Annotated in this window: 25 protein-coding genes; 14 read left to right on the forward strand and 11 right to left on the reverse strand. The window is 69.8% G+C overall.

The genetic code is table 11. From position 1 onward, the window contains the following. Nucleotides 1–118: 118 nt before the first annotated feature. Nucleotides 119–721 (reverse strand): TetR/AcrR family transcriptional regulator, encoded by a 603-nt coding sequence (locus tag Q1V88_RS04710; protein ID WP_300678555.1) that lies wholly within the window; start codon nucleotides 719–721, stop codon nucleotides 119–121. Between the two features lie 121 nt (nucleotides 722–842). On the opposite strand from Q1V88_RS04710, the gene Q1V88_RS04715 reads away from it, so the two are divergent. The 6 genes from Q1V88_RS04715 to Q1V88_RS04740 all read left to right on the forward strand — a co-directional run bounded on the left by Q1V88_RS04715 (nucleotide 843) and on the right by Q1V88_RS04740 (nucleotide 6,271). Beyond that, entirely contained in the window at nucleotides 843–1,631 is a 789-nt protein-coding gene (locus Q1V88_RS04715; RefSeq protein WP_300678558.1) for an SDR family oxidoreductase, read from the forward strand. Nucleotides 1,632–1,636: 5 nt separating this feature from the next. Then, the gene (locus Q1V88_RS04720; RefSeq protein WP_300678561.1) at nucleotides 1,637–2,743 is read left to right on the forward strand and encodes a DUF5938 domain-containing protein; all 1,107 of its coding nucleotides are present in this window, start codon (nucleotides 1,637–1,639) and stop codon (nucleotides 2,741–2,743) included. Nucleotides 2,744–2,775: 32 nt separating this feature from the next. Next, complete coding sequence (locus tag Q1V88_RS04725) at nucleotides 2,776–4,395, forward strand: long-chain fatty acid--CoA ligase (RefSeq protein WP_300678563.1); 1,620 nt, start codon at nucleotides 2,776–2,778, stop codon at nucleotides 4,393–4,395. Between the two features lie 58 nt (nucleotides 4,396–4,453). Then, nucleotides 4,454–5,119 (forward strand): hypothetical protein, encoded by a 666-nt coding sequence (locus Q1V88_RS04730; protein ID WP_300678566.1) that lies wholly within the window; start codon nucleotides 4,454–4,456, stop codon nucleotides 5,117–5,119. A gap of 52 nt (nucleotides 5,120–5,171) precedes the next feature. Then, nucleotides 5,172–5,663: a DinB family protein gene (locus Q1V88_RS04735; protein WP_300678572.1), complete on the forward strand. Its 492-nt coding sequence runs from the start codon at nucleotides 5,172–5,174 to the stop codon at nucleotides 5,661–5,663. Nucleotides 5,664–5,728: 65 nt separating this feature from the next. After that, the gene (locus tag Q1V88_RS04740) at nucleotides 5,729–6,271 is read left to right on the forward strand and encodes a DinB family protein (RefSeq protein WP_300678575.1); all 543 of its coding nucleotides are present in this window, start codon (nucleotides 5,729–5,731) and stop codon (nucleotides 6,269–6,271) included. A 10-nt stretch (nucleotides 6,272–6,281) separates the two neighbouring features. Here the strand turns inward: Q1V88_RS04740 and Q1V88_RS04745 are convergent, their stop codons facing one another. Continuing rightward, nucleotides 6,282–7,226: a hypothetical protein gene (locus Q1V88_RS04745; RefSeq protein WP_300678578.1), complete on the reverse strand. Its 945-nt coding sequence runs from the start codon at nucleotides 7,224–7,226 to the stop codon at nucleotides 6,282–6,284. 135 nt (nucleotides 7,227–7,361) lie between these two features. After that, nucleotides 7,362–7,952, reverse strand: coding sequence for a Uma2 family endonuclease (locus tag Q1V88_RS04750; protein ID WP_300678581.1), 591 nt, complete (start codon nucleotides 7,950–7,952; stop codon nucleotides 7,362–7,364). A gap of 124 nt (nucleotides 7,953–8,076) precedes the next feature. Here Q1V88_RS04750 and dapD point away from each other — a divergent pair, with 124 nt between their 5' ends. After that, nucleotides 8,077–8,997: a 2,3,4,5-tetrahydropyridine-2,6-dicarboxylate N-succinyltransferase gene (gene dapD, locus Q1V88_RS04755; RefSeq protein WP_300678584.1), complete on the forward strand. Its 921-nt coding sequence runs from the start codon at nucleotides 8,077–8,079 to the stop codon at nucleotides 8,995–8,997. Nucleotides 8,998–9,002: 5 nt separating this feature from the next. On the opposite strand, the gene Q1V88_RS04760 is transcribed toward dapD, so the two are convergent. Then, nucleotides 9,003–11,063: a CotH kinase family protein gene (locus tag Q1V88_RS04760; protein WP_300678585.1), complete on the reverse strand. Its 2,061-nt coding sequence runs from the start codon at nucleotides 11,061–11,063 to the stop codon at nucleotides 9,003–9,005. Nucleotides 11,064–11,167: 104 nt separating this feature from the next. Between Q1V88_RS04760 and Q1V88_RS04765 the strand changes: the two genes are divergently transcribed. After that, the gene (locus Q1V88_RS04765) at nucleotides 11,168–11,995 is read left to right on the forward strand and encodes a hypothetical protein (RefSeq protein ID WP_300678587.1); all 828 of its coding nucleotides are present in this window, start codon (nucleotides 11,168–11,170) and stop codon (nucleotides 11,993–11,995) included. Here the strand turns inward: Q1V88_RS04765 and dapC are convergent. Together dapC and fdxA are read right to left on the reverse strand one after the other, a co-directional pair. Then, nucleotides 11,985–13,082 carry a succinyldiaminopimelate transaminase gene (gene dapC, locus Q1V88_RS04770; protein WP_300678590.1) on the reverse strand — a complete coding sequence of 366 codons (1,098 nt, stop codon included), beginning with the start codon at nucleotides 13,080–13,082 and terminating at the stop codon, nucleotides 11,985–11,987. The two genes, Q1V88_RS04765 and dapC, sit on opposite strands and share 11 nt — an antisense overlap. A 16-nt stretch (nucleotides 13,083–13,098) precedes the next feature. Further along, the gene (gene fdxA / locus Q1V88_RS04775; RefSeq protein WP_300678592.1) at nucleotides 13,099–13,425 is read right to left on the reverse strand and encodes a ferredoxin; all 327 of its coding nucleotides are present in this window, start codon (nucleotides 13,423–13,425) and stop codon (nucleotides 13,099–13,101) included. Between the two features lie 65 nt (nucleotides 13,426–13,490). Between fdxA and Q1V88_RS04780 the strand changes: the two genes are divergently transcribed. Continuing rightward, a complete protein-coding gene (locus Q1V88_RS04780) occupies nucleotides 13,491–14,438 on the forward strand; it encodes a GNAT family N-acetyltransferase (protein WP_300678595.1) in 948 nt (315 codons plus the stop codon). Next, nucleotides 14,435–14,866, forward strand: a complete 432-nt coding sequence (locus tag Q1V88_RS04785; RefSeq protein WP_300678596.1) for a hypothetical protein — start codon at nucleotides 14,435–14,437, stop codon at nucleotides 14,864–14,866. The genes Q1V88_RS04780 and Q1V88_RS04785 overlap by 4 nt, the downstream gene beginning before the upstream one ends. Here Q1V88_RS04785 and Q1V88_RS04790 read toward each other — a convergent pair. The 4 genes from Q1V88_RS04790 to Q1V88_RS04805 form a co-directional block, all read right to left on the reverse strand. Further along, complete coding sequence (locus Q1V88_RS04790; RefSeq protein WP_300678598.1) at nucleotides 14,850–16,601, reverse strand: VanW family protein; 1,752 nt, start codon at nucleotides 16,599–16,601, stop codon at nucleotides 14,850–14,852. The two genes, Q1V88_RS04785 and Q1V88_RS04790, sit on opposite strands and share 17 nt — an antisense overlap. A 48-nt stretch (nucleotides 16,602–16,649) precedes the next feature. Next, nucleotides 16,650–17,561 carry an N-acetyl-1-D-myo-inositol-2-amino-2-deoxy-alpha-D-glucopyranoside deacetylase gene (gene mshB / locus Q1V88_RS04795; protein ID WP_300678600.1) on the reverse strand — a complete coding sequence of 304 codons (912 nt, stop codon included), beginning with the start codon at nucleotides 17,559–17,561 and terminating at the stop codon, nucleotides 16,650–16,652. Continuing rightward, nucleotides 17,558–17,893, reverse strand: coding sequence for a hypothetical protein (locus Q1V88_RS04800; protein ID WP_300678602.1), 336 nt, complete (start codon nucleotides 17,891–17,893; stop codon nucleotides 17,558–17,560). The genes mshB and Q1V88_RS04800 overlap by 4 nt, the downstream gene beginning before the upstream one ends. Nucleotides 17,894–17,967: 74 nt before the next feature. After that, the gene (locus Q1V88_RS04805; RefSeq protein ID WP_300678605.1) at nucleotides 17,968–18,894 is read right to left on the reverse strand and encodes a hypothetical protein; all 927 of its coding nucleotides are present in this window, start codon (nucleotides 18,892–18,894) and stop codon (nucleotides 17,968–17,970) included. 122 nt (nucleotides 18,895–19,016) lie between these two features. Here Q1V88_RS04805 and Q1V88_RS04810 point away from each other — a divergent pair, with 122 nt between their 5' ends. From Q1V88_RS04810 to Q1V88_RS04820, 3 genes are all read left to right on the forward strand, one after another. Next, complete coding sequence (locus Q1V88_RS04810) at nucleotides 19,017–19,472, forward strand: hypothetical protein (protein WP_300678607.1); 456 nt, start codon at nucleotides 19,017–19,019, stop codon at nucleotides 19,470–19,472. 97 nt (nucleotides 19,473–19,569) lie between these two features. Beyond that, nucleotides 19,570–19,896 (forward strand): hypothetical protein, encoded by a 327-nt coding sequence (locus tag Q1V88_RS04815; RefSeq protein ID WP_300678610.1) that lies wholly within the window; start codon nucleotides 19,570–19,572, stop codon nucleotides 19,894–19,896. A gap of 24 nt (nucleotides 19,897–19,920) precedes the next feature. Further along, nucleotides 19,921–20,199 (forward strand): hypothetical protein, encoded by a 279-nt coding sequence (locus Q1V88_RS04820; protein WP_300678612.1) that lies wholly within the window; start codon nucleotides 19,921–19,923, stop codon nucleotides 20,197–20,199. A gap of 1 nt (nucleotide 20,200) precedes the next feature. Here Q1V88_RS04820 and Q1V88_RS04825 read toward each other — a convergent pair whose 3' ends face one another. Then, nucleotides 20,201–21,004: a thioesterase family protein gene (locus Q1V88_RS04825; RefSeq protein WP_300678615.1), complete on the reverse strand. Its 804-nt coding sequence runs from the start codon at nucleotides 21,002–21,004 to the stop codon at nucleotides 20,201–20,203. Nucleotides 21,005–21,065: 61 nt separating this feature from the next. Here Q1V88_RS04825 and Q1V88_RS04830 point away from each other — a divergent pair, with 61 nt between their 5' ends. After that, complete coding sequence (locus tag Q1V88_RS04830; RefSeq protein WP_300678618.1) at nucleotides 21,066–21,431, forward strand: DUF202 domain-containing protein; 366 nt, start codon at nucleotides 21,066–21,068, stop codon at nucleotides 21,429–21,431. Nucleotide 21,432: the final 1 nt, after the last annotated feature.

Here is a 21,432-nt window from a genome sequence, read left to right on the forward strand (position 1 = left end):
AAGCAGGCTGTGACGGGCCACCCGCCGGGTTCTACTGGGCTCCCCTGGTCAGGAGGGCTGTTCTTCCCGGAGCTCGCCGCTGATGACGGCTCGAACGCTGTGTGCCCATGCTACCCGCTCAGCCGAGCAGCAATGGCATGAGTTGAGCCGCACGCAGCCGCAGGGCCTCGGCCGCGGGGCGATCGGCGAGATGGGCGAGCACCGCCTGCTCGAAGAGCCCGTCGAGCAGCGCGTACGCCGCGGGCGGGTCGAAGACCGGCTCGCGGTCGGCGAGATCGGCGTACCGCTGCACGACCCGCCAGATCATCTCCTCCAGGGCATGGTCGATCGCCAGCACGTCAGCACGCAGCTCGTCCTCGAACATCGACTGGGTGCGCAGGTCGTACCAGAGCCGGTGCATCGCGACGTCCTCGCACAGGGTCTCGACCAGCTTGTCGGCGAACCGCGCGACGAGGTCGTCGGCGTCCACCGCAGCGTCGATCACCCCGTCGTAGCGGGTGACGCAGACCTTCTTGTACTCCCGCACGCAGTGCACGATCAGCTCGGTCTTGTTGGCGAAGTAGTAGTGCACGACGCCGTGTGAGAACGGCGAGTTCTGGGCGATCTCGCGCAGCGAGGTACGGGCGTAGCCACGCTCCCCCAGGGTCGCCAGAGCCGACGCGGCGAGCTGGGCTCGGCGTTGATCGAACTTGTCGACCTGACGGACGGCGGCGGCACTCATGGGGTCAGCGTACGTCCTCCACCCTCAATCTTGACGACTGTCCAGAAAAATCTTGACAGTCGTCAAGATCGGACGGAGTGTGAGGCACATCACCTCACTGCACCGACTCGGAGGACGTTCGATGACTGATCTGACAGGACGGGTAGCACTCGTCACCGGCGCTGCCCAAGGGCTCGGCGAAGGCATGGCCCAGGCACTGGCAGGAGCCGGTGCCCGGGTGATGGTCGCCGATGTTCAAGACGACCTGGCCGCCTCGGTGGCCGCCGGCCTCGGCGGCGGGGCGGGCTCGGTCCACCTCGACGTCACCCAGGAGTCCGACTGGATCGCCGCCGTCGAGCGGACCGTCGACCAGTGCGGCGGCCTCGACATCGTGGTCAACAACGCCGGGGTCGAGATCACCAGCCTGATCACCGAGATCGAGCCCGACGGCCTGCGTCGGATGCTGGAGATCAACGTGCTCGGCACCGCCCTGGGGGTCAAGCACGGGCTGCGTGCGATGCGCCCCGGCGGCGCTGCCGGTCACGGCGGGACGATCATCAACATCTCCTCAGTCGCCGCCACGATCGCGTTCCCCGGGATCGCGGGCTACTCCGCGACCAAGTCCGCCGTCGACCGGCTCACCCGGGTCGCGGCGATGGAGGCCGGCAAGCTCGGCTACGGCGTCCGGGTCAACTGCGTCTACCCGGGCCTGGTGCCCACCGCGATGGGCGCCGGACTCGCCCAGGACGTGGCGGCCCTCGGCCTCTTCGACTCCCCCGACGCCGCGGTCGCAGGAGTGATCGACCAGACCCCCGCCGGCCGGCTGGGCGAGGTCGCCGACATGGCCGACGCCGTGGTCTTCCTGGCCTCGGACCAGGCCCGGTTCATCACCGGCATCGGGCTGCCGGTCGACGGCGGGATGGGGATGTGAGTGCGATGACGAGCACGAGTGACAAGCAGGTCGTGGTCTACGGGGCCTCGGGCTACACCGGACGCCTGGTGTGCGAGTACCTCCGTGAGTACGGCGTCGGGTTCATCGCCGCCGGACGCAGCGCCGACACGCTGACGGCCTCGATGAACGCCCACGTCCCCGGGATCGAGACGGCCGACTACGAGATCGTCGAGGTGAGCCACGACGTCGAGTCCCTGACCCGGCTCTTCACCGGCGCGAAGGTCGTGCTGAACACCGTCGGGCCGTTCAGCGCCCACGGCCACGAGGTGGTCCAGGCGTGCCTGGCCGCCGGCGCGCACTACACCGACACCACCGGCGAGCAGGACTGGCTGATCAGCTGCGACGAGACCTACGGCGCCGACTTCGCCGCCGCGGGGCTGCTGCTCTCCCCGGGCCTGGCCCAGATGTACACCACCGGCGAGATCGCCGCACAGCTGTGCCTGGACCAGCCCGGCCTGGACACCCTCGACATCGCGGTGTTCTGGGGTGGCAGCCCGACGATCGCCTCGACCCGGACCATCCTGGTCAACGCCGCCACGTCGGCAGCGCACTATCTGGAGCAGAACCAGTACGTCGACTTCGACCCGAACCAGGGCCTGGTCCCGTTGGTGGTCCCCGGACAGCACGAGCTCGCGCTCTCGCTGCCCTGGGGCGGTACGTCGCACCCGGTCTGGTTCAAGCGCGATCCGCGGGTGGCGAACGTGAAGGCCCAGGGCGGGGTCTTCAACGCCGCCCTGATGAACGGCGTGCCGCAGATCGTGGCGGCCGCCCTGGAGGCGACCAAGGACATGAACGACGCCGACCGCGACGCCGCCCTGACCGCGACCGCCGCCCAGGTGATGAACCAGATGCCGCCGCGGGAGAACCCGCGGCTGAACAAGTCCCTGGACTCGGTGCACGCCTCGGGGCCGTTGGGCCGGGCGCACTGTGTCATCCACGGGAACTCGAACTACAAGCAGACCGGGTTGATGCAGGCGTTCGCGGCGTACTCACTGCTGCAGACGCCACCGCGACGGGTCGGCTTCGCCTCGGGCTGCCAGGCCTTCGGCCACCACGAGCTGCTCGGGTGCTGCGCTCCTTCGGCCTGGTGATGGCCCCGGTGCTGACGGTGCAGGCCTGAACGATGCGCCTGGTCGACTACCTGCACAAGGGCGCCTCGCTCGCCCCGGAGGCGCCCTGCCTCACCACCGACGGCGAGACCTGGACCTACCGCACGGTGGTCGAGCTGAGCGACGCCATCGCCGCGGGCCTGCGGGCCCGCGGCGTGCGGCCGGGCCAGAGCGTCGCGATCTTGTCGGCCAACGATCCGACGGCGTTCAGCTGTGTCTTCGGGATCAGCGCCGCCGGCGCCGTGTGGTGCCCGATCAACCCCCGCAACGAGGCCGAGGAGAACCGCGAGCTGTTGGAGCTCTTCGACTGCGTCGCGCTGATCTTCCACTCCGCCTACGCCCCGCTGGTCGCCCAGATCCGCGATCGGCTGCCGGGGCTGACCACCCTGGTCTGCTTCGACGCCGACCTGCCCGACCTCGCCGGAGTGCTGACCTGGGCCGACTTCCTGGCCACCAGGGCAGCCACCGCGCCGCCGGTGCCGTCGGGGTCGTCCGGCCCGTCGACGCCGGGCGACACCCTGGCGATGATCGTCGGGACCGGTGGCACCACCGGCCGGCCCAAGGGCGTGATGCTGACGTGCGCCAACCTGGAGACGATGACCTCGCTGACCTTGATGAGCTATCCCTTCAGCGGCGTACCCCGGTATCTCGCCCTGGCCCCGCTGACCCACGCCGCCGGCGTGCTCTGCTTCCCGGTGCTGGCCCGCGGCGGCGAGATCGTGGTGATGCGTCATCCCGATGTCGCCGAGTTCCTCGCCCTGATCGAGCGCCACCGGATCACGCACACGTTCCTGCCGCCGACCCTGATCTACCTGGCCCTGGCCCACCCCGATCTGCCCGCCACGGACCTCGGCTCCCTGGAGTGCTTCTGGTACGGCGCCGCCCCGATGTCCCCGAGCCGTCTGGCCGAGGCGCTGGACCGGATCGGCCCGATGGCCCAGCTGTTCGGCCAGACCGAGGCACCGATGATGATCGCGACCCTGGCACCGGCCGACCACCGCCGGGCCGACGGCTCGATCGCCACCGAGCGCCTGACCTCGGCCGGACGGCCGACGCCGCTGTGCACCGTGTCGATCCTGGGCTCCGACGGCGAGCCGGTCGCGACCGGCACCGACGGCGAGATCTGTGTCCGCGGCTCCCTGGTGATGGCGGGGTACTACAAGAACCCGGAGGCGACCGCCGAGGCCTTCGCCGGCGGCTGGCACCACACCGGCGACATCGGCCACCTCGACGCCGACGGCTTCCTGCAGATCGTCGACCGCGCCAAGGACATGATCATCACCGGTGGCTTCAACGTGTACTCCACCGAGGTCGAACAGGCCCTGCTGGCCCACGCCGACGTGCACGACTGCGGCGTGATCGGCCTGCCCGACGACAAGTGGGGCGAGCGGGTCGTGGCCGTCGTGCAGCCGGTCCCCGGCGCCTCTCCTGACCCTGCTGACCTGCAGGCCTTCGTCAAGGGGCGGATCGGCTCGGTCAAGACCCCGAAGGAGGTCTTCGTGTGGCCCGACCTGCCGCGGTCCAAGGTGGGCAAGGTGCTCAAGAACGAGATCAAGGCCAGCCTGCGCGAGGACGGTGCCGCAGCGGGCACGGGTACGAGCACGAGCACGCCGGGTCTCCCCCAATCTGGGTAACCACCACGACACGGCGTACAGGACGCAACCTCACCGGCCCGCTGTGCGTCAGTGGAGTATGACTACTTCCTCTCGGGCACGCGTCACACTCGCAGCCCTCGCCCTGACCGGTCTCACCCTCGCCACCACCACGGCAGGGATCTCGCAGGCCTCAGCCACCCCCACGACGTCGGGCTCCTCCACCGCCTCGACGGCCACCGCGGGCAAGCCGATCACCTCCTTCCCGATCGCCAAGGGCCTGCCGAAGGCCGACGGCCACATCACCCGCTGGGGCCCGACCACCGGCCTCAAGGCCGCGCACCGGCTCAGCTTCTGCGGCACCCAGGTGATGCCCGGCAAGGGCGCCACCCAGTCGCTCACCGCCGGCGCCGAGGACCCGCAGGCCTCCTCGATCCGCACCCTGGTGCACTACAGCACGGCCAAGGCCGCCACCCGCGCCCAGAACCGCGTCGCCCGGGTCGCTCGCACCTGCGGTCAGACCAGCAAGAAGCTCAACGTCGGCTTCGTGACGGCGAAGACCGGCGCGCCCAGCCTGACCGTCACCCGCACCTGGGACTACTCCGTCGGCTTCAAGATCGACCAGGTCTCCCGTTCGGGTCGCTGGCTGCTGCTGGTCAGCACCACCTCCAACGAGGGGTCGACCGACGACGTCGCCTCCTACGTGAAGGCCACCAGCCGGACCAGCCGCTCCCTGGTCCGTCACCTGTCCTCGCTCGCACGCTGAGCCGCGGCACCCGTGTGCGACGACCGGAGGGGGCTCGTCGCACACTGGTGCCATGAGTGAGCTCTCGACGTACCGCACCTATCTGGGCCAGTTCCGCTCCACCCTGGCCCGCCAGTGCGCGGACCTGACACCGGCCCAGCTCGCCACCCGCGCGGTCCCGCCGAGCACGCTGTCCCTGCTCGGCCTGGTCCGTCACATGGCGTACGTCGAGCAGACCTGGTTCCAGCGGGCGCTACAGGGCAACCTCGCTGAGCCTCGGCCGTTCACCGACCCGTCCGACCCCGACATCGAGTTCAACGGGGCGGACGGGTCGCTGGCGTGCGTGAGCGAGGCGATGGACGCCTGGCACCACGAGATCGCCCGGGCCGACGCCTGGCTCGACGCCCAGAGCGACGCCGACATGGCCCGGGTCGTGGTCTACAACGGCGACGGCGCCACCACGACGGTGCGCGACATCCTGGTCCACCTGGTCGAGGAGTACGCCCGGCACTGCGGCCACGCCGACCTGCTGCGCGAATGCCTCGACGGACGGACCGACCTCTAGGGTCACGCAAGGCCGGCTGCCGAAATCCACTTCCCTTCCGCCGCCGTTGCGGGTTGGCTGGGGTGATGGCTTTCGATGGCATGTTCGTCGCCCCGCAGGACGACCCGCGCGGTGACAGTGGCGCGGTCGGGGAGCTCGCGACGTACCGCGACTATCTGGACAACTTCCGCCTCACCCTGGAGATGAAGTGCCAGGACCTGAGCCCGGAGCAGCTCGCCACCCGGTCGGTGCCGCCCAGTGACCTGAGCCTGCTCGGCCTGGTCCGACACATGGCGCGGGTGGAGCACTACTGGTTCTCGATGGTGATCGACGGTGACCTCGGCATCGAGCGCCTCGACGCCGACGACCCCACCGGCGGGTTCCACCGGGTGGAGCCGACCCGGGCCAGCGTCGAGGAGGCGTTCGGCCGGTGGCGGACCTGGCGCGAGTACGCCGACGGCAGCCTGGACCGGCTCGACGGGGTCGATCTGGGCGACCTCCGTCGAGACCGGCACGGCGCCGACCTGAGCCTGCGCGAGATCCTCGTCCACCTGGTTGAGGAGTACGCCCGACACTGTGGCCACGCGGACCTGCTGCGCGAGTGCCTCGACGGCCGTACCGGTCTGTGACGGGGTGCGGTCAGGAGACCGTGTAGCCGTCGAAGGAGTGCACGGCGTCGAACCCGCCGTCGGCGTTGGCGCGGTTGGTGTTGAACCACAGCGTCCCGTTGCTCACCCCGACCCCCTCGATCTCGAAGAGGGTGTACTTCGACGAGGTGATCCGGAAGGAGAGGTCGGAGGCGGCCGACACCGTCCCGGTGCTGCTCGGCGTCACGCCCGGGTAGACCAGCACGATGCTGCGGTTCTCCAGGGTGAGCGGGAAGTACAGGGTGTCGTGGGCGGCGTCGTAGAACATGCCCTGGGTGAGGTAGTCGCCGATGTTCGAGACGGTCGCCCCGTTGACCTGCGCGTTGGCGATGTCGAGGGAGAACGCCTTGGTCAGCGCGATCGTCCCGGAGTTGGCCCGCAGCGGCAGCGAGGCGGTGTAGATCTGCGTGCCGCTCTTGAACAGGAAGTTGATCGCGGTCGAGGTAACGCTGCTCTTCGCGATCCCCGAGACGGCCTTGACCGCACCGTTGAGCTCGATCGCGTACGAGCCAACCTTGTAGTAGGTCGCGCCGTCGTAGCGCAGCTTGACCAGCTGCGCGCCGGTGGCCGCCATCGTGACGACGAACAGGTGGTGGTCGCCGTCGATGTCGACGATGGTCATGTCGTTGGCGTGCCCGAGCCAGGTGTTGTAGCCCAGCCCGTCGGTGCCGTTGGTCATCACCTCGGTGGCGCCGGTGTCCTTGTTCACCCGGTAGATCACCGCACGGTCGTCGTCCTGGGCACTGCGGGTCTTGACCGAGTAGAGGTACGTGCTGCCGGCGGCGAAGCCCTGGGTGGACGTGGCCCCCGAGACGTCGGGCGTGCTCGCCACGTCGGCGTAGGTGTTGTAGTAGGCGGCGTTCGCGGCCTGGCTGGCCAGCAGGAGCACCACCGCGACGGTGGCGGCGATGCTGGTGATACGGGTACTGAGACGCACTGGACTCTCCGACTTCACTCGATGGTTCCCCCCACCGGGCAGGAACGCTAGGAGTCTCGGCGAGCCGCAGCCCGAACCGTGACGGAACGAGCGACCAACAGTGTCCGACCGCCGGTGGCCGACAGCACCCTCACCTCACCGCCGGAGGAGCACGTCCAGGTCGAGCCCGACCGCGACGCCGGCGACCTCCACCTCGCCGACGGGGTGGCCGGCGTCCAGATGGAGCATCGACTCCCAGGCCCGCACCCCGTCGACCCCGACGTTGCGCCAGGCATCCAGCGTCACCGACTCCGGGTCCAGGATCCAGTAGTGCTCGGCCCCGCCCTCGAGATACTCCGCGTACTTGCCGACGGTGTCCTCGGTGCGGGTCGAGGGCGAGAGCACCTCTACGACCTGGAGCGGCGCCGTCCGGACCCAGCCGTCGGCGCCGGGCGGCTGCGCGATCATCATCACGTCGGGGAGCCTGACCCGGTTGCGCGGCAGCTGGAGGAACGCCTCCACCGCGACGTGCCCCTGCGGGAAGTGCTCCAGGAGCAGGGCACACACCCTCGCCTGCGTCGAGCCGTGGCCCCACACCGGGGGCGTCACCTGGAGCACCGCTTCGCCGTCGACCCACTCCGCGCGCGGATGGTCCGGAAGAGCGAGGAACTCCTCCCAGGACATGCGGACCCGACGCAGCGGCTCCTCCACGGGGACTGACATCGCGGCTCCAGATGCGACAGACACATGCAGACTCCTTCCAGTGTGACCGCCAACCCGTGTAGGGGCCACCCTCACACGGATCCCGGATGCTGGGCGTCGGTTATCCACAGGGGCCCGCGGGCGGGGACCTCCCCTAAACTCACTCCACGTGACTACTGCCTGGGGCTTCGCCCTCGTGACCTACTCCGACGCCACCGTCCTCGACGCCTGGTTCCCGGCGCCCGCCCTCGGCGAGGCCCCGGCCGACGCCGCCGCACCGGCCGAGCTGCTCGCGCTGGCCGGCACCGACGCGCTGCGCAAGGTCGAGAAGAAGGTCGAGCTGGTGTCCATCGACATCGACGCCGCTCCGACCACGACCCCGGACGTGTGGCTCCGACTGCACCTGCTCTCCCATCGTCTGGTCGCCCCGCACGGCGTCAACCTGGACGGCCAGTTCGGCCTGCTCGCCAACGTCGCCTGGACCTCGGAGGGTCCGTGCGCGATCGAGGGCTTCGAGCTCACCCGTGCCCGGCTCAAGGCCGCGGGCAAGAACGTCGCGGTCTACGGCGTGGACAAGTTCCCGCGGATGACCGACTACGTGCTCCCCTCGGGCGTCCGGATCGCCGACGCCGACCGGGTCCGGCTCGGCGCCCACCTGGCCGAGGGCACCACCGTGATGCACGAGGGCTTCGTGAACTTCAACGCCGGCACGCTCGGTGCCTCGATGGTCGAGGGCCGGATCAGCGCCGGCGTCGTGGTCGGCAACGGCTCCGACGTCGGAGGTGGCGCTTCGATCATGGGCACCCTGTCCGGCGGCGGCAAGCAGGTCATCTCGATCGGCGAGCGCTGCCTGCTCGGCGCGAACTCCGGCCTGGGGATCTCCCTCGGCAACGACGCGGTCATCGAGGCCGGCACCTACATCACCGCCGGCACCAAGGTGACCCTCGCCGACGGCACCACGAAGAAGGCGCTCGAGCTCTCCGGTGCCTCCAACATCCTCTTCCGCCGCAACTCGGTCTCCGGTGCGATCGAGGCCGTGGCCTGGCAGGGCGAGGGCATCGTCCTCAACGAGGCGCTGCACGCCAACTGACGTGCTCAGGCTGCGGTGAGCTGCTCGTCCATCCAGGCGAGCCGCTCCCGCAGCCACCCGTCGAGGTGATCGACGTTCTCCCCCCAGGTGGCGAAGAACGGACCCGCACCGTCGAGGAACGTCGCCCCCAGCGGCATCCCCGCACCTCCGGCCGCAACCGGCCCGAAGTTCCGGGTGGCACCGGCCGCCAGCGACGTACGCTCCGCTGCGAGGTAGTCGGGCAAGCCGAGGAGCGCCGTGCGCACCTGCGACCACCGCTCCTGGACCCGACCCACGAACCACGGGTCGACGAGCATCCGGTTGAGCCAGTGCCCCTCGGGGCCGGTGAACATCGAGGGGCTGATCGGTGAGGTCAGCGGGAGCTTGCGCAGCAGCCACCCGGTCGGGTCGTCGACCCCGCCCACCGCACCGTTGCCGGCCGACAGGTCGAAGTCCCAGACCGGCCCCATCGTGAGCCGCCCACCGTTGCCGCGGTAGAGCCAGACGCTGTTGTTGAAGCCAGCGTCGACGTTCTTCGTCAGCTCGTTGACCAGGTACCAGTCCACGAACGAGTCGACGTCGACGAGGGCGCGGTAGCCGATCACCGGGTCGGTGACGTCCGGTCCGTAGAGGGCCGACTCGAGCTCGTCGAGGGAGGTCTTCACTCCCGCCAGGTAGGGGTCGGCGTCGGAGGCGACGTCGTACTCGGGCTCCTTGAGGAAGACCTGGGCCCCGTGGCCGGTGGTCAGATGCGGGTCGGAGTCGGGCCAGGAGTCCATCTCGAGCAGGTAGCCGCCGTTGGCCGCCTTCGACCCCTTCGCGTTGTCGCCGTCGACGTCGATCGCGATCCGGTCGGTGTTGGTCTCGATGCTCTCGCCGAGCTGGTAGACGCCGACGTACGTGCCGTTCTGCCACACCTCGACGTTGGTCATCCGCGGGGTCCAGGCCATCCCCATTCGCCGCGCCGTCTCGAAGGCGAGGTCGTTGCGCAGCAGCGAGCGGTCGTAGAAGTTCGCCAGCAGCACCCAGTTCTTCGACGTCGAGCCGCCCGGGCCGAGCAGCGCTGCCTTCGTGTCCAGCTTGATCTTGTATGACAGCTTCACCAGCACCCAGGAGGTGGAGTTGCCCCGCACCCGGAACCGCGAGCCGAGCGCCGGGACCGCGGTCGCCGTCGAGCCGCGGGGAGCCACCGCGATCGCCCCGGTCGTGTAGGCGAACTTGTCGTCGAGGTCGACGTCACCGTCGCCATCGCGGTCGACCGCCGCGCCGATCGGCAGCGCGTCGTCGGTGGTGAGGTCCACCCGGGCCAGCCCGGCCTGGACCGTGACCGGCACCGCCGCGGAGGCGACGGTGGCGCTCCACCCATCGGCGGCCTCAGCCACCGCGCGGAGCTGTTCGGTAGTGCCGGCAGCGCCGGGAGTCACGGGGAGCGCGACCGTGCCGTCGGCAGCGAGCGGCGCCGTGGAGACGGTGACCCAGTCGGTGCCCTCAGCCCGTTCGAGACGTACGCCGCGCCCCGGAACGATCGGGGTGACCCGGGCTCCGACGGTCGTCGCCAGCCCCTCGACCATCACCGCCGCGACAGCGTCCAGGACCACCGTCGGGGCGGCCTCCGGGGTCGGAGTGGGAGTCGAGGTCGAGGGAGGCGTCGGTGTGGCAGGGCTCGTGACCGTGGCGGCTCTCGGGGTCAGCACCACCGTCCGCGAGACCCAGCGGGCCAGCCCGCGCCGGTGCCGCGAGCCTGCCACCCGCGGCGCTACCACCCGGAGCCGTTCGGTCGCCGTGGCCCTCCGGACCAGGGTGAACGCCCCGCTGCGGCGTGCGGTGGAGCGGCTGAGCGTGCTCCACCGGCCACCGGAGGCGACCTGGAGCATGACGGCGCGGCGACGCCGGCCCGGGGCCGTGCCGCTGACCTGGGTCCGCTCCCCCACTGTCGGGTGGGCCGGGCGGAGCCGCAGGCCCGCAGAGGTCGAGGCGGTCGCGGTCTTCGTCGTCGTGGCCTTCAGGCTCGGCCCCGGCACGTCCTGCCCGGCCGCCACCGCCGAGGCTCCGGAGTCGACCAGGGTCGCCAGCACCAGGGCCAGCACGACCAGAACCCACCGATGACGCCTCGACACGACGTCGAATTAGAACATGTTGGGCGCGTCGGGGAGGATGAATCGCGAAACTCCCGCGACGAACAAGGGCTCTGATGCGACGTCTCTTCACCGCCGTCGTCGTTGTCGCCTTCCTGGCGGCAGCAGCGACAGTGGCCTGGCGCCAGTTCGGTGACAAGGCGGCACGCCTCCTCCCCGACGAGTGCCGTGCCACGGTCAACTCGCTCGATGCCCGGGTCAACCCGGAGCAGGCCCGCAACGCCGCCCTGATCGCCGCGATCTCGGTCAAGCGGGGCCTGCCCGCCCGGGCGGCGACGATCGCGCTGGCGACGGCGTACCAGGAATCGAAGCTCTACAACCTGAACTACGGCGACCGCGACTCCCTCGGGCTCTTCCAGCAGCGCCCCTCCCAGGGCTGGGGCACCGCCAAGCAGATCACCGACGAGACCTACGCGACCAACGCGTTCTACGACGCGCTGGTGCGGGTCAAGGGCTACGAGACGATGGAGATCACGGTGGCCGCGCAGAAGGTGCAGCGCAGCGCCTTCCCCGATGCGTACGCCGATCACGAGCCGGGTGCACGGGCGCTGGCCAGCGCCCTGACCGGGCAGAGCCCGGCGGCGTTCTCCTGCCGCTTCGGCTCGTTCAAGGCCGGCAGCGCCACCACGGTTCGCGCCAAGCTCGTCCGCACGTTCGGCACCCATGCCGGCACCCCGGTGATCACCGGCCGGGCCGTCACCCTCACCCCCGCCAACGCCGCCACCGGCTGGGCGATCGCGCAGTGGACGGTGGCCTACGCCAACCGGCTCGGCGTCACCAGCGTGAAGTACGACGGCCGGGTCTGGTCCGGAAAAGAGCAGTGGACCGGGGCTTCGGCGAATGCGAAGAGCCCCGGCCCCCTGGTGTTGACCGTTACGCCGTGAGGCGTGCCACCGCGGCCTCGACGCGCTCGTCGGTCGCGGTGAACGCGATCCGGACGTGCTGCGCGCCGGCGGTGCCGTAGAAGTCGCCGGGAGCGGCGAGGATGCCGCGCTCGGCGAGCCAGGCCACCGTGTCCCAGCAGGACTCGCCCCGGGTCGCCCACAGGTAGAGCGAGGCCTCAGAGTCGTCGATCGTGAAGCCGGCCGCCTCGAAGGCGCCCCGCAGCTTGAGCCGGCGGGCGGCATAGACCTCGGCCTGGGCCGCGGCGTGCTCGTCGTCGGAGAGCGCGGCGACCATCGCCACCTGCTGCGGACCGGGCATCTGCAGGCCCAGGTTCTTGCGGACCGCGAGCAGCTCGCCGATCACGACCGGGTCACCGGCCACGAAGGCACACCGGTAGCCGGCCAGGTTGGAGCGCTTGGAGAGCGAGTGCACCGCGAGGATGCCCTCGTGGGAGCCACCGCAGACGTCGGGGTGGAGCACCGAGACCGGCTCGGCGTCCCAGGCGCACTCGATGTAGCACTCGTCGGAGATGAGCAGCGTGCCGCGCTCGCGGCACCACTGCACGACCTTCTTCAGGTGCTCGACGGGGAGCACCTTGCCGGTCGGGTTGGACGGCGAGTTGATCCACAGGATCTTCGGCACGGCCGGCCCGATCGCGGTGAGCGAGTCGGCGGCGAGCGTGTCGGCGCCGACCAGCGCAGCTGAGACCTCGTACGTCGGGTAGGCGAGCTCGGGGAACACCACGAGGTCGCCGGGGCCGACACCGAGGTGGAGCGGCAGCGAGGCGATCAGCTCCTTGGAGCCGATCACCGGGATGACCGCATCGAGGCTGAGCCCCGTGACACCGTGGTTGCGCGCGAGCCAGTCGATCGCCGCCTGCCGCACCTCGGTCGTGCCGATGGTGAGCGGGTAGCCCGGCGAGTCGACGGCGTCGACCATCGCCTTCTGCACGACGGCGGGCGTCGGGTCCACCGGTGTGCCCACCGAGAGGTCGACGATCCCGTCAGGGTGCGAGCGGGCGGTGGCGGCGTACGACGTCAGGTTGTCCCACGGGAAGTCGGGGAGCTGACGCGAGACCTGGTACATGCGGGGCCCGACCGGGTCAGTGGTCGGTGTTCTGCGGCGGCAGTGCCTCGATGAAGGCCTGGTCCTTGTCGATGACGCCCATCTTGGTGGCGCCGCCAGGCGAGCCGAGGTCGTCGAAGAACTTCACGTTGGCGTCGTAGTACTCCTTCCACTCCGAGGGGGTGTCGTCCTCGTAGTAGATCGCCTCCACCGGGCAGACCGGCTCGCAGGCGCCACAGTCGACGCACTCGTCGGGGTGGATGTAGAGCATCCGCTTGCCCTCGTAGATGCAGTCGACGGGGCACTCGTCGACACAGGCGCGGTCCTTCACGTCGACACACGGCTGGGCGATGACGTAGGTCATCTGGATCCTCCTGAGGGAGCATGGGTAAGGCCAAAGGAAATGCAGAGCCAGCCTAATCTGTGCAGGTGCCTTCCACCGCCCTGGGTCCACATGTCGTCGGCTCCCGCATCGTCGTGCGCCGCCTCGTCCCGGGCCGGAAGGGTCCTACCGGCGGACCTGCCTTCACCGATGTGCTCGGCGTGTGTACGTCGTGGGCCGACGGTCTGTGCGTCGTGCAGCCGGCCTCCGGGGCTCCGGTCGCGGTCCCGATCGAGCTGATCGTCTCGGGCAAGCCGGTGCCGCCGCGCCCCTCGGTCCGGCTCCGGGTCTCGGCGCGCCAGGCGGAGTCCCATGCCGGGCCGATCTGGCCCGGGGTGGAGCGGATCGGGCTGGGCGAGTGGGAGCTGCGCACCGATCGGGACTACGACCCGGCGGCTGCCGGGGACGGGGCGCGGCGCCTGATCAAGCGGGCCAACTCGTGTCTGGCGTTGGGCGATCCCGGTCTGGACCTCTCGCTGGCAGCCCAGCGGGTGCAGGCGTTCTACGCCGAGCGCGGACGTCCGGCGCTGGCTCAGGTCGAGCTCGACTCCCCGACTGAGGCCGCCCTACGTGCGCTGGGCTGGACGCCGATCGAGGGGGCTGACGCCCACCTGGCGTTGGCATCGGTCTCCCGGGCGCTGCGGCTGGCCGGCGTACGACGGCAGCCGGCGGCCCCGCTGTCGGTCGCGGTGGACGGGCCGCGCGTGGTGATCACCGCCGGCCCCGCCGGGGAGGTCTGGGGCACCGGGGAGGCGGCGTTGGACGGGGACTGGCTGGGCATCCACCAGCTCGCGGTCTCCCCCGACCATCGGCGACGCGGTGTGGCGTGGACGCTGATGGCGGCGCTGCTGGAGTGGGGTGCCGAGCAGGGCGCTCGCACCGCCTGGCTGCACGTGGAGACCGAGAACACCGGCGCGTTCGACCTCTACGAGCGTCTCGGATTCTCCCACCACCACACGCTGCGCTACCTGGGTGCGCCAGACTTCTCGGCATGAAGGTGAAGGACCCGTCGGGTCAGACGTGGCGGGTGCATCGGCGGTGGGTGCCGTGGAACCCGAAGGCACGCAAGCTGAAGCCCGACCGCGATCTCACCAGCATCCTGGACGGCATCGATGGCGTCGACGACCTGGCCGGGCTGGCGCTCGCGCTGGTGCTCGGGCTTCTGTTCGTGCTGCTCGCCCCGATCCTGATCCTGGTGATGCTGACCGGGGTGGAGTTCATCCTGATCCTCGCCGTCCTCCCCTTCGCCATCGTCGGCCGGATGTTCTTCGGCAAGCGCTGGTGGGTCCAGGTCCGCCGCGGCCGCACCCTGGAGCGCGAGGAGATGGTCGGCGACTGGGCGGCGTCGGGTCAGGCGGTCCGCGACATCGCCAAGGCGATCAGCGTCGAGACGCCGAGCGTGGTGGCTACGCCGGGTTCTTGACCGTCCCGGTGCACGTCACCGCGTCCTGCGGGATGTAGGTGGTGTGGAAGTTCTCGGTCTTGACCACTGCCTTCTGGCCCGGCTTGTGGAAGTAGCGCTTCACGTCGATCTGGAAGCCGTTGGCCCCGACGGTGGCCTCGCAGTTGTCACCGGCGATGTCGCGCTTCTTGTACGGCGTCGAGGCGTACCGTGCCCCGGTGCTGGTGGTGATGTCCCAGACCTTCGTGGACCACATCGAGACGGTCAGCACGCCCTGGCTGCCAGGCGTGGCCTTCTTGATCGCGGCCCGGATCAGCACGCCGTAGGGGGTGTTGTTCTTGAACCGGAGGTCCTTGGCGCCCCACGCCACGGTGGCCTCGCGACCGACCGGGTAGCGCGAGATGTAGAGCGAGTGGGCGTGGTGCTCGACGTCCTGGAGGCCGGCGAAGAACGCGGCGTTGAACGTCGTCGTCGCCATCTGCGAGACACCGCCGCCGAGGTCGGACTTGAAGACGCCCTCCTGGATGGTCCAGCCGTCGGTGAAGCCGTTGGCGCGGGTGCGCTCCCCCACCGTGCCGTTGAGGCTGAACGTCTCACCGGGCTTGATGATCGTGCCGTTGACCAGCTCGGCGGCCCGCCCGATGTTGATGTTGCGGTACTCGGCGTAGGGGAAGTACGTGGTGAAGCTGGAGATCTTCTCCTTGATCTTCCACCCCTCGGCGTCGGCGGTGGAGACCGCCGGGTCGGCGGTCTTGGAGTTGATCGTGCCGGTGCGCTGGCCCTCGGGCTTGGTGAGCAGCTGGGTGAAGACGGTCTGGGCCTGCTCGGCGTCGAAGCTCACACCGGGCTTGGCCGGGACGACGGTCGGGTGACCGTTGCGCAGCACCACGGTGGCGTCGACCGGTGCGTCGGCGCGGGCGACCGTCGAGGCCTTGAGCAGGGCGGTGAACTTGGTCGCGTCGACGGTCGGGACGAGGGAGCCGTCGGTCGCCTTGAGCGAGATGAGGCCGGCGTACTGCGCCGGGCGCAGCACGATCGGGGACTTGCCGAAGGTGAGCGTGACCGGTCCGGACATCGCGGGGTTGGCGAACTCGGTGACGGCCTTCTGGACGTCGTCGGAGTCGATCGCGGGCACGTCGTCGACGACCTTGAGGTCGAGGCTGCGGTGACCCGACGAAGTCGTGATCGCCTCGGTGAGACCGGCCTGGAGCTCCCCGGCATCGACACCCTTGCCGACGACGGCGTCGGTGACCTTGACGCCGTCGGTGGTGAAGGCGACGGCACCGTCCTTCTTCGCCACGCCGACCCCGGAGTTGACCTTGGCCAGCGCCTTGTCGAAGGCGGCCTTGTCGACCGTGACGACCGGCGCGATCGTGGACCCACCGGTGTAGTGGTTCCACAGGTCCTTCGGGTTCCAGCTCTGTCCGACGCCGGCCTCGGCGACGGTGCCGGCGGCGTCGAGCGTGATCCCGGCGGCCTGCGGCGTGATCTGGACGCTCTTGGAGCCGACCGTGACGGTGACCTTCTGCTCGGCGGTCGGAGCGAGGGTGGTGGTGAGCTTCTTCTGCGCCGCGGCAGGGCTGAGGTTGCCGATGTCGACGCCGCCGACCTTGGTGTTGCGCGGCAGCTTGTTGTCGGCGAAGGCGTACGCACCCGCCCAGACGCCACCGACGACGACCAGCAGCGCGACGATCACCGCGACGAAGGCTCCGATCCCCCGCTTGCGGTCAGACTTCGCCGTGTCAGCCGTGACCACCGGACGTTCTGCCGTGTCGTCAGAGAAGAGATCACCCACCCTGCGAGGCTACAGGCCCGCGAACAGATCCTCCTCGAACCCACTCGGCCCTGTCGGGCCCTTTGTCCCGGCAGCGAGGCGATACACCTCGTAGCCGAACGCGGAGCCGCCCTGGGCGTTGGCCATCGAGAAGAACGGTCCGTCGGCGGCGATCTGGGTCGGGTAGGCCCGCAGCGCAGCCATCTTCTGGTCGAAGTGGTCGGTGCCGTCGATCCGGGCCGCGATCGCGTCGTCGTCGACGGCGAAGAACGGCGGCGGACCGTCGAGGTCGGTGCCGCTGAACGGGGTCTCGACACCCGCGTCGCGGGCAGCCTTCATCCCGTCGCGCATCATCGACCACGACATCGCGTTCCAGTAGATCTTGGAGATCTCCCAGGGCTCGCCGAGGTCGGACCTGTACGACGCCACGGCGGCCAGCTGGGCGGCGTACATCGCCACCCGGTGGGCCTGGATGTGATCGGGGTGGCCGTACCCGCCGAACTGGTCGTAGGTCACCATCACCTGTGGCTGGACCTCGCGGATGATCGCGACCAGCTTGTCGGCGGCCTCGGTCAGGTCGACCTTGGAGAAGGCGTTGTCGGGCGTGTTCGGTGCCGCGATCGCGTGGCCGTCCTCGTGCCAGGCCATCCCGGAGTCGCTGTAGGTGCCGTAGCCACCCAGGAAGCGGTAGTCGGTGACCCCGAGGGCCGCCATCGCGTCGGCGAGCTCACCGCGGCGGTGCTCGCCGAGCGTGTTGTCGCGGTCGGCGGCCAGGTGCTCGAGCTCGGGGACGAGAACCTCGCCCATCTCCCCGGCGTTGGAGGTCACCAGGGTGACGCCGCGGCCCTCGGCGACGTACTTGGCCATCGTGGCGCCGTTCCCGATCGACTCGTCGTCGGGGTGGGCGTGGACGAGGAGGAGGCGCTGGGCAGGTCGGGTCACGGGTTCGATCCTAGGTCGGGGCGCTTGATGCGCTTCGGGGCCGCCGGGAGATCCAGGGGCGGGAGCGGTGGGAGCGGGCTGCTCTCGACGCTCGGGGCGTCCTCGAACCAGCCGTCGAACTCGTCGACCATCATCTCCAGCACCAGGCCGGGGGCGTCGGTGGTCACGGTCCAGGGATGGTCCTCGTCGTCGTCCTCGCCGGAGAAGTGGTCGCGACTCAGCTCGCTCTCCCACCCCTCGGCACCCAGCCGGGCGATCACCGTGCGGGCAGCGTCCTCATCGAAGAAGACACCGCGGGGCCCGAGGCGGCTGGGCTGGGACTGAGGCTCCATGTGCGGCAGGTTAGTCGGGGTGGTCGGTCTGGTCGCGTCGGGGCTGGAGCGCCCCGCGCCTCCAAGGCCACGACCTAGCGTGGAGCAACCTCCGCTGCGTCCCTCAGGACCAGCCGCGCGCGAGCGTCGAAGGTCGGGTGCGCCTTGCCTGCCGGAAGCGCTGGTGCCAGAGCCTCGAACACACGACGAACAGCTTCCTCGTCGTAGTCACTGAGCCGCTCGGTCGCTTGGACCATCACCGAGCCGAACCCCACCTCGTCCACAGAGACGAACGCACCCGAAGAGCGCAACGCCTCGATCCCGCCGATCCGCTCCATCGCACTGGCACCCACGATCGTGACCCACGAATAGCCTCGAAGGAAACCGGTCCCCAAAGCCCCACCGAACCTCGTCCGCGTGGACTCCTCGAACGGCGTCTGATAAACGCTCAAATCTTGATCGATCGATCCGAAGGCGACCGGGACCGGCACCGACGAAACGAAATCCCTCACGAAATCCACCCACCTCTGAGCCACGTCGTCTCTCTCAGCGTCGCCGACCGGTTTCTGAAACAGAGTCAGGGCGCCCCACCCCCGAGGGAGAACTCCCAGACCCGCAGCCAACCGGAACGTGACTCCTCCGCCGCTGAAGCCTTCCTCATCAAGACTGCAGAACGAGACCCCAAGATGACGCGGGTTCTCGCCTAACGCCTTGAGGAACTTCGCCCACGTCGGCTTCGTCCAGGCGTACAACGGACCGCTCCGACGGCGGTCCTCCGGTTCTACCGAAAGGGATCCCCACGGCGTGCCCGGCAGCCCAAGCGGTTCCGTGTTCCGAGCCAGATTCCTCGTCGTCAACGCCGGCGCAGCAAGCAACCGTTCCACCGCCCCCGAGGCCAACGCCGCCACACCACCCTCAGCCCACGGCCGGACCACCTCCTCCCAGACGGCTGGGTCCGTCGGGACCTCAAGGTTGATGATCGCCGCCAGCCCAGCCGGCGCTACGTGGGGACCGAACTCCATCGACAATCCTTTCGCCGAGAACCTGCCGATACCGGGAAGAATGGACCATAGTGCCTGGAAGCATGGGCGAACTCCCGCCAGGAGTCACGAAGGACTCCCAGCGGACAAACGAGTGGCAGGGCATGGGCGCTTCAGGTTGGTCTTATCGATTCCCTTACACCTCGGACGAGGCGGCGTCGCTGCACGCGTTGAAGGAGCACGTGGTGGCCACCGGTGCCTTCATCTGGCCCTTCGAGGACGACGATGAGGAAGCGCCCACTCCCACCACCCTCGACGACGTGAGCGCCGCCCAGGGGCTTCAGGAGTATTGGGAGTCGGGAACGCACTCGGTCCTCGACACGGAGGGCATCGACGCCGACGGCGGATCAGGAGCGATCCAGCCGCTGACCGCAGCGGAGTACCTGTCGACGTTCGCGACCGAGCATCCCACCACGGCCGACGTGGATCGGGTTCTGGCCCTTGGCCCACAGAACCCGCTCGAGGACCTCATCGGTGAACCCTGGAGCGGACGGATCGCCACGCTGCACGATGACGGGCGTCCGACCGAGATCTACGTCTGGGGCTGGTCAGGGGACTAGCCGGTGCGTGCATCCACCCCGGCTCAGCCCACACATCGACGGTTACTACTGACCCCAGTCCGCATCCCTCAACCCGCCAGCCCGACAGGGAGTCTCGATGGCACGGAACACCCGATACCGGATCCTCGGCACACTTCTCGCCTTGCCGGTCGTGACGGCAGGCCTCACCAGCTGCTCGGACAACTCCAAGGCCGGGCAGGAGCATGACGCGGCGACGGCTGTCATCAGCTCTCTGCGCGCCCGCGCCACAGGAGCCGATGGTTCCGACTACGCGCAGACTCTCGCGGAGTACCTGCCCAACCAGACCGTGATCGTGGACGGGGCGACACCGCAGCCTGTGACCGACGGGGTGATTCACGGCCATGTCATCGATGCAGTCGTGGCCTTCGCAGGCACGGTGGCCAGCGACGAGAGCGGCGAGTAACTCGCTGCCGGCACGCCGGTCCCCGTGGACAGCAAGGACGCCGACTGGCGCGAGGTGACGGTGACGATCGCAGTCGATGACGCCTGGGGCCCGAAGGTCGCAGGCAAGGACACCGTCAAGGTCATGCTTCCCTTCAACGGCACCGAGGACATCGACGTCGCCCTCACGGGGATCAAGGCTCTGGGCGACGTCGTCGCCGTCCTCGGAGGGCAGGGATCAACGTCCTCAGGCCCGGACGTGTACCGGATCCAACGCGACAGCACCGCGCTGGGCGTCGTCGAGAACGGCGTCGTCGTCGAATGACTCAGGCGCGGGGCGTCCGCGCCAGCTGCCGACTCTGCGCGACCAGGCGGCCGGCGGAGTCCCAGATCTCGCAGTCCTCCTCGAACATCCCGTCGGCCAGGTTCCGGGTGGCGTGGCGGACCTTGAGCCAGCCCGGGGCAGGGACCCCGCGGACATGGACGGTCAGCTCCAGGGTCGGCGACCAACCGGGCAGGCCCAGGTCGAAGGCGACCGGGGGCAGCAGGTCGGCGATGGTGACCAGGGAGAAGGCGTCGGCGGGGCGGTCGTCGCGGAAGCGGAACCAGGCCTCGATGATCCCCTCGCCGCTCGGTGCGCCCTGGGCCCAGCCGACCCGCGAGGCCGGGAAGCGCATCTCGAACTTGCGGTACATCGGGGCGATCTCCAGCATCGCCGGGCCCATCGCGTCGGTGGAGACGCACGCCTCCACCGGCGGCAGCTCGGGCTCGACGGCAGTGGTGTGGACCTCGCCGCTGATCGATGCCCGATCGGCGTACGTCGCCAGCACACTGATCCGCTTCGAACCCTCCTGCTCCAGGTCCGCGGCGACGACGGCCAGCGAGCCGCCGTCGCGCTTGATCTCGGTGACCACCTCGGCAGGTCCGGGGCGCCCCGGGCCGAGGTAGAAGGCGCTGACGGTGATCGGGTCGGGCTTGGCCGGCACCACCTGGCGGATCGCGTTGCCGATCACGCCGAGCAGGTAGCCGCCGTTGAGGCCACCCCCGACCGTCCACTCCCCCAGGAGGTCGGCCGAGAACCGTCCCTCGCCCAGAGCCTGCACCGCGATGTCGTCGTCGTACTGCGCCATGCTCTTGATATTACTGACCAGTAACCTCCGCTGTTCATCTGGACCCGCCACACTGAAGCCCATGAGCGACAGGCCCGAGCGCCGACCCAGCGCGGTCTACTCCCACGGCAACGAGCCCGACCCCCGCTTCAGCCTCGCCAACGAGCGCACCTTCCTGGCCTGGGTCCGCACCTGCCTCGGCATCATCGCCGGTGCGGTCGCGCTGCACTCGCTGCGCGTCCCCGAGACCGTCTGGGTGCGCACGGTGCTGGTCATCGCCCTGCTGCTGTGCGCCGGGGCGATCGCCGTCGGCGCCTCGATCCGCTGGGCCCGCACCGAGAAGGCGATGCGCCTCGGGCTGCCGCTGCCGGGCTTCGGCTTCACCGGCTGGATCGCTGCCGGGATCTGCCTGGTCGCGGTCGCGCTGTCGGTCGCCTTCGTGCTGTGAG

The sequence above is a fragment of the Nocardioides sp. genome (genome assembly GCF_030150155.1).
In the GTDB taxonomy this organism is placed as follows: Bacteria; Actinomycetota; Actinomycetes; order Propionibacteriales; family Nocardioidaceae; genus Nocardioides.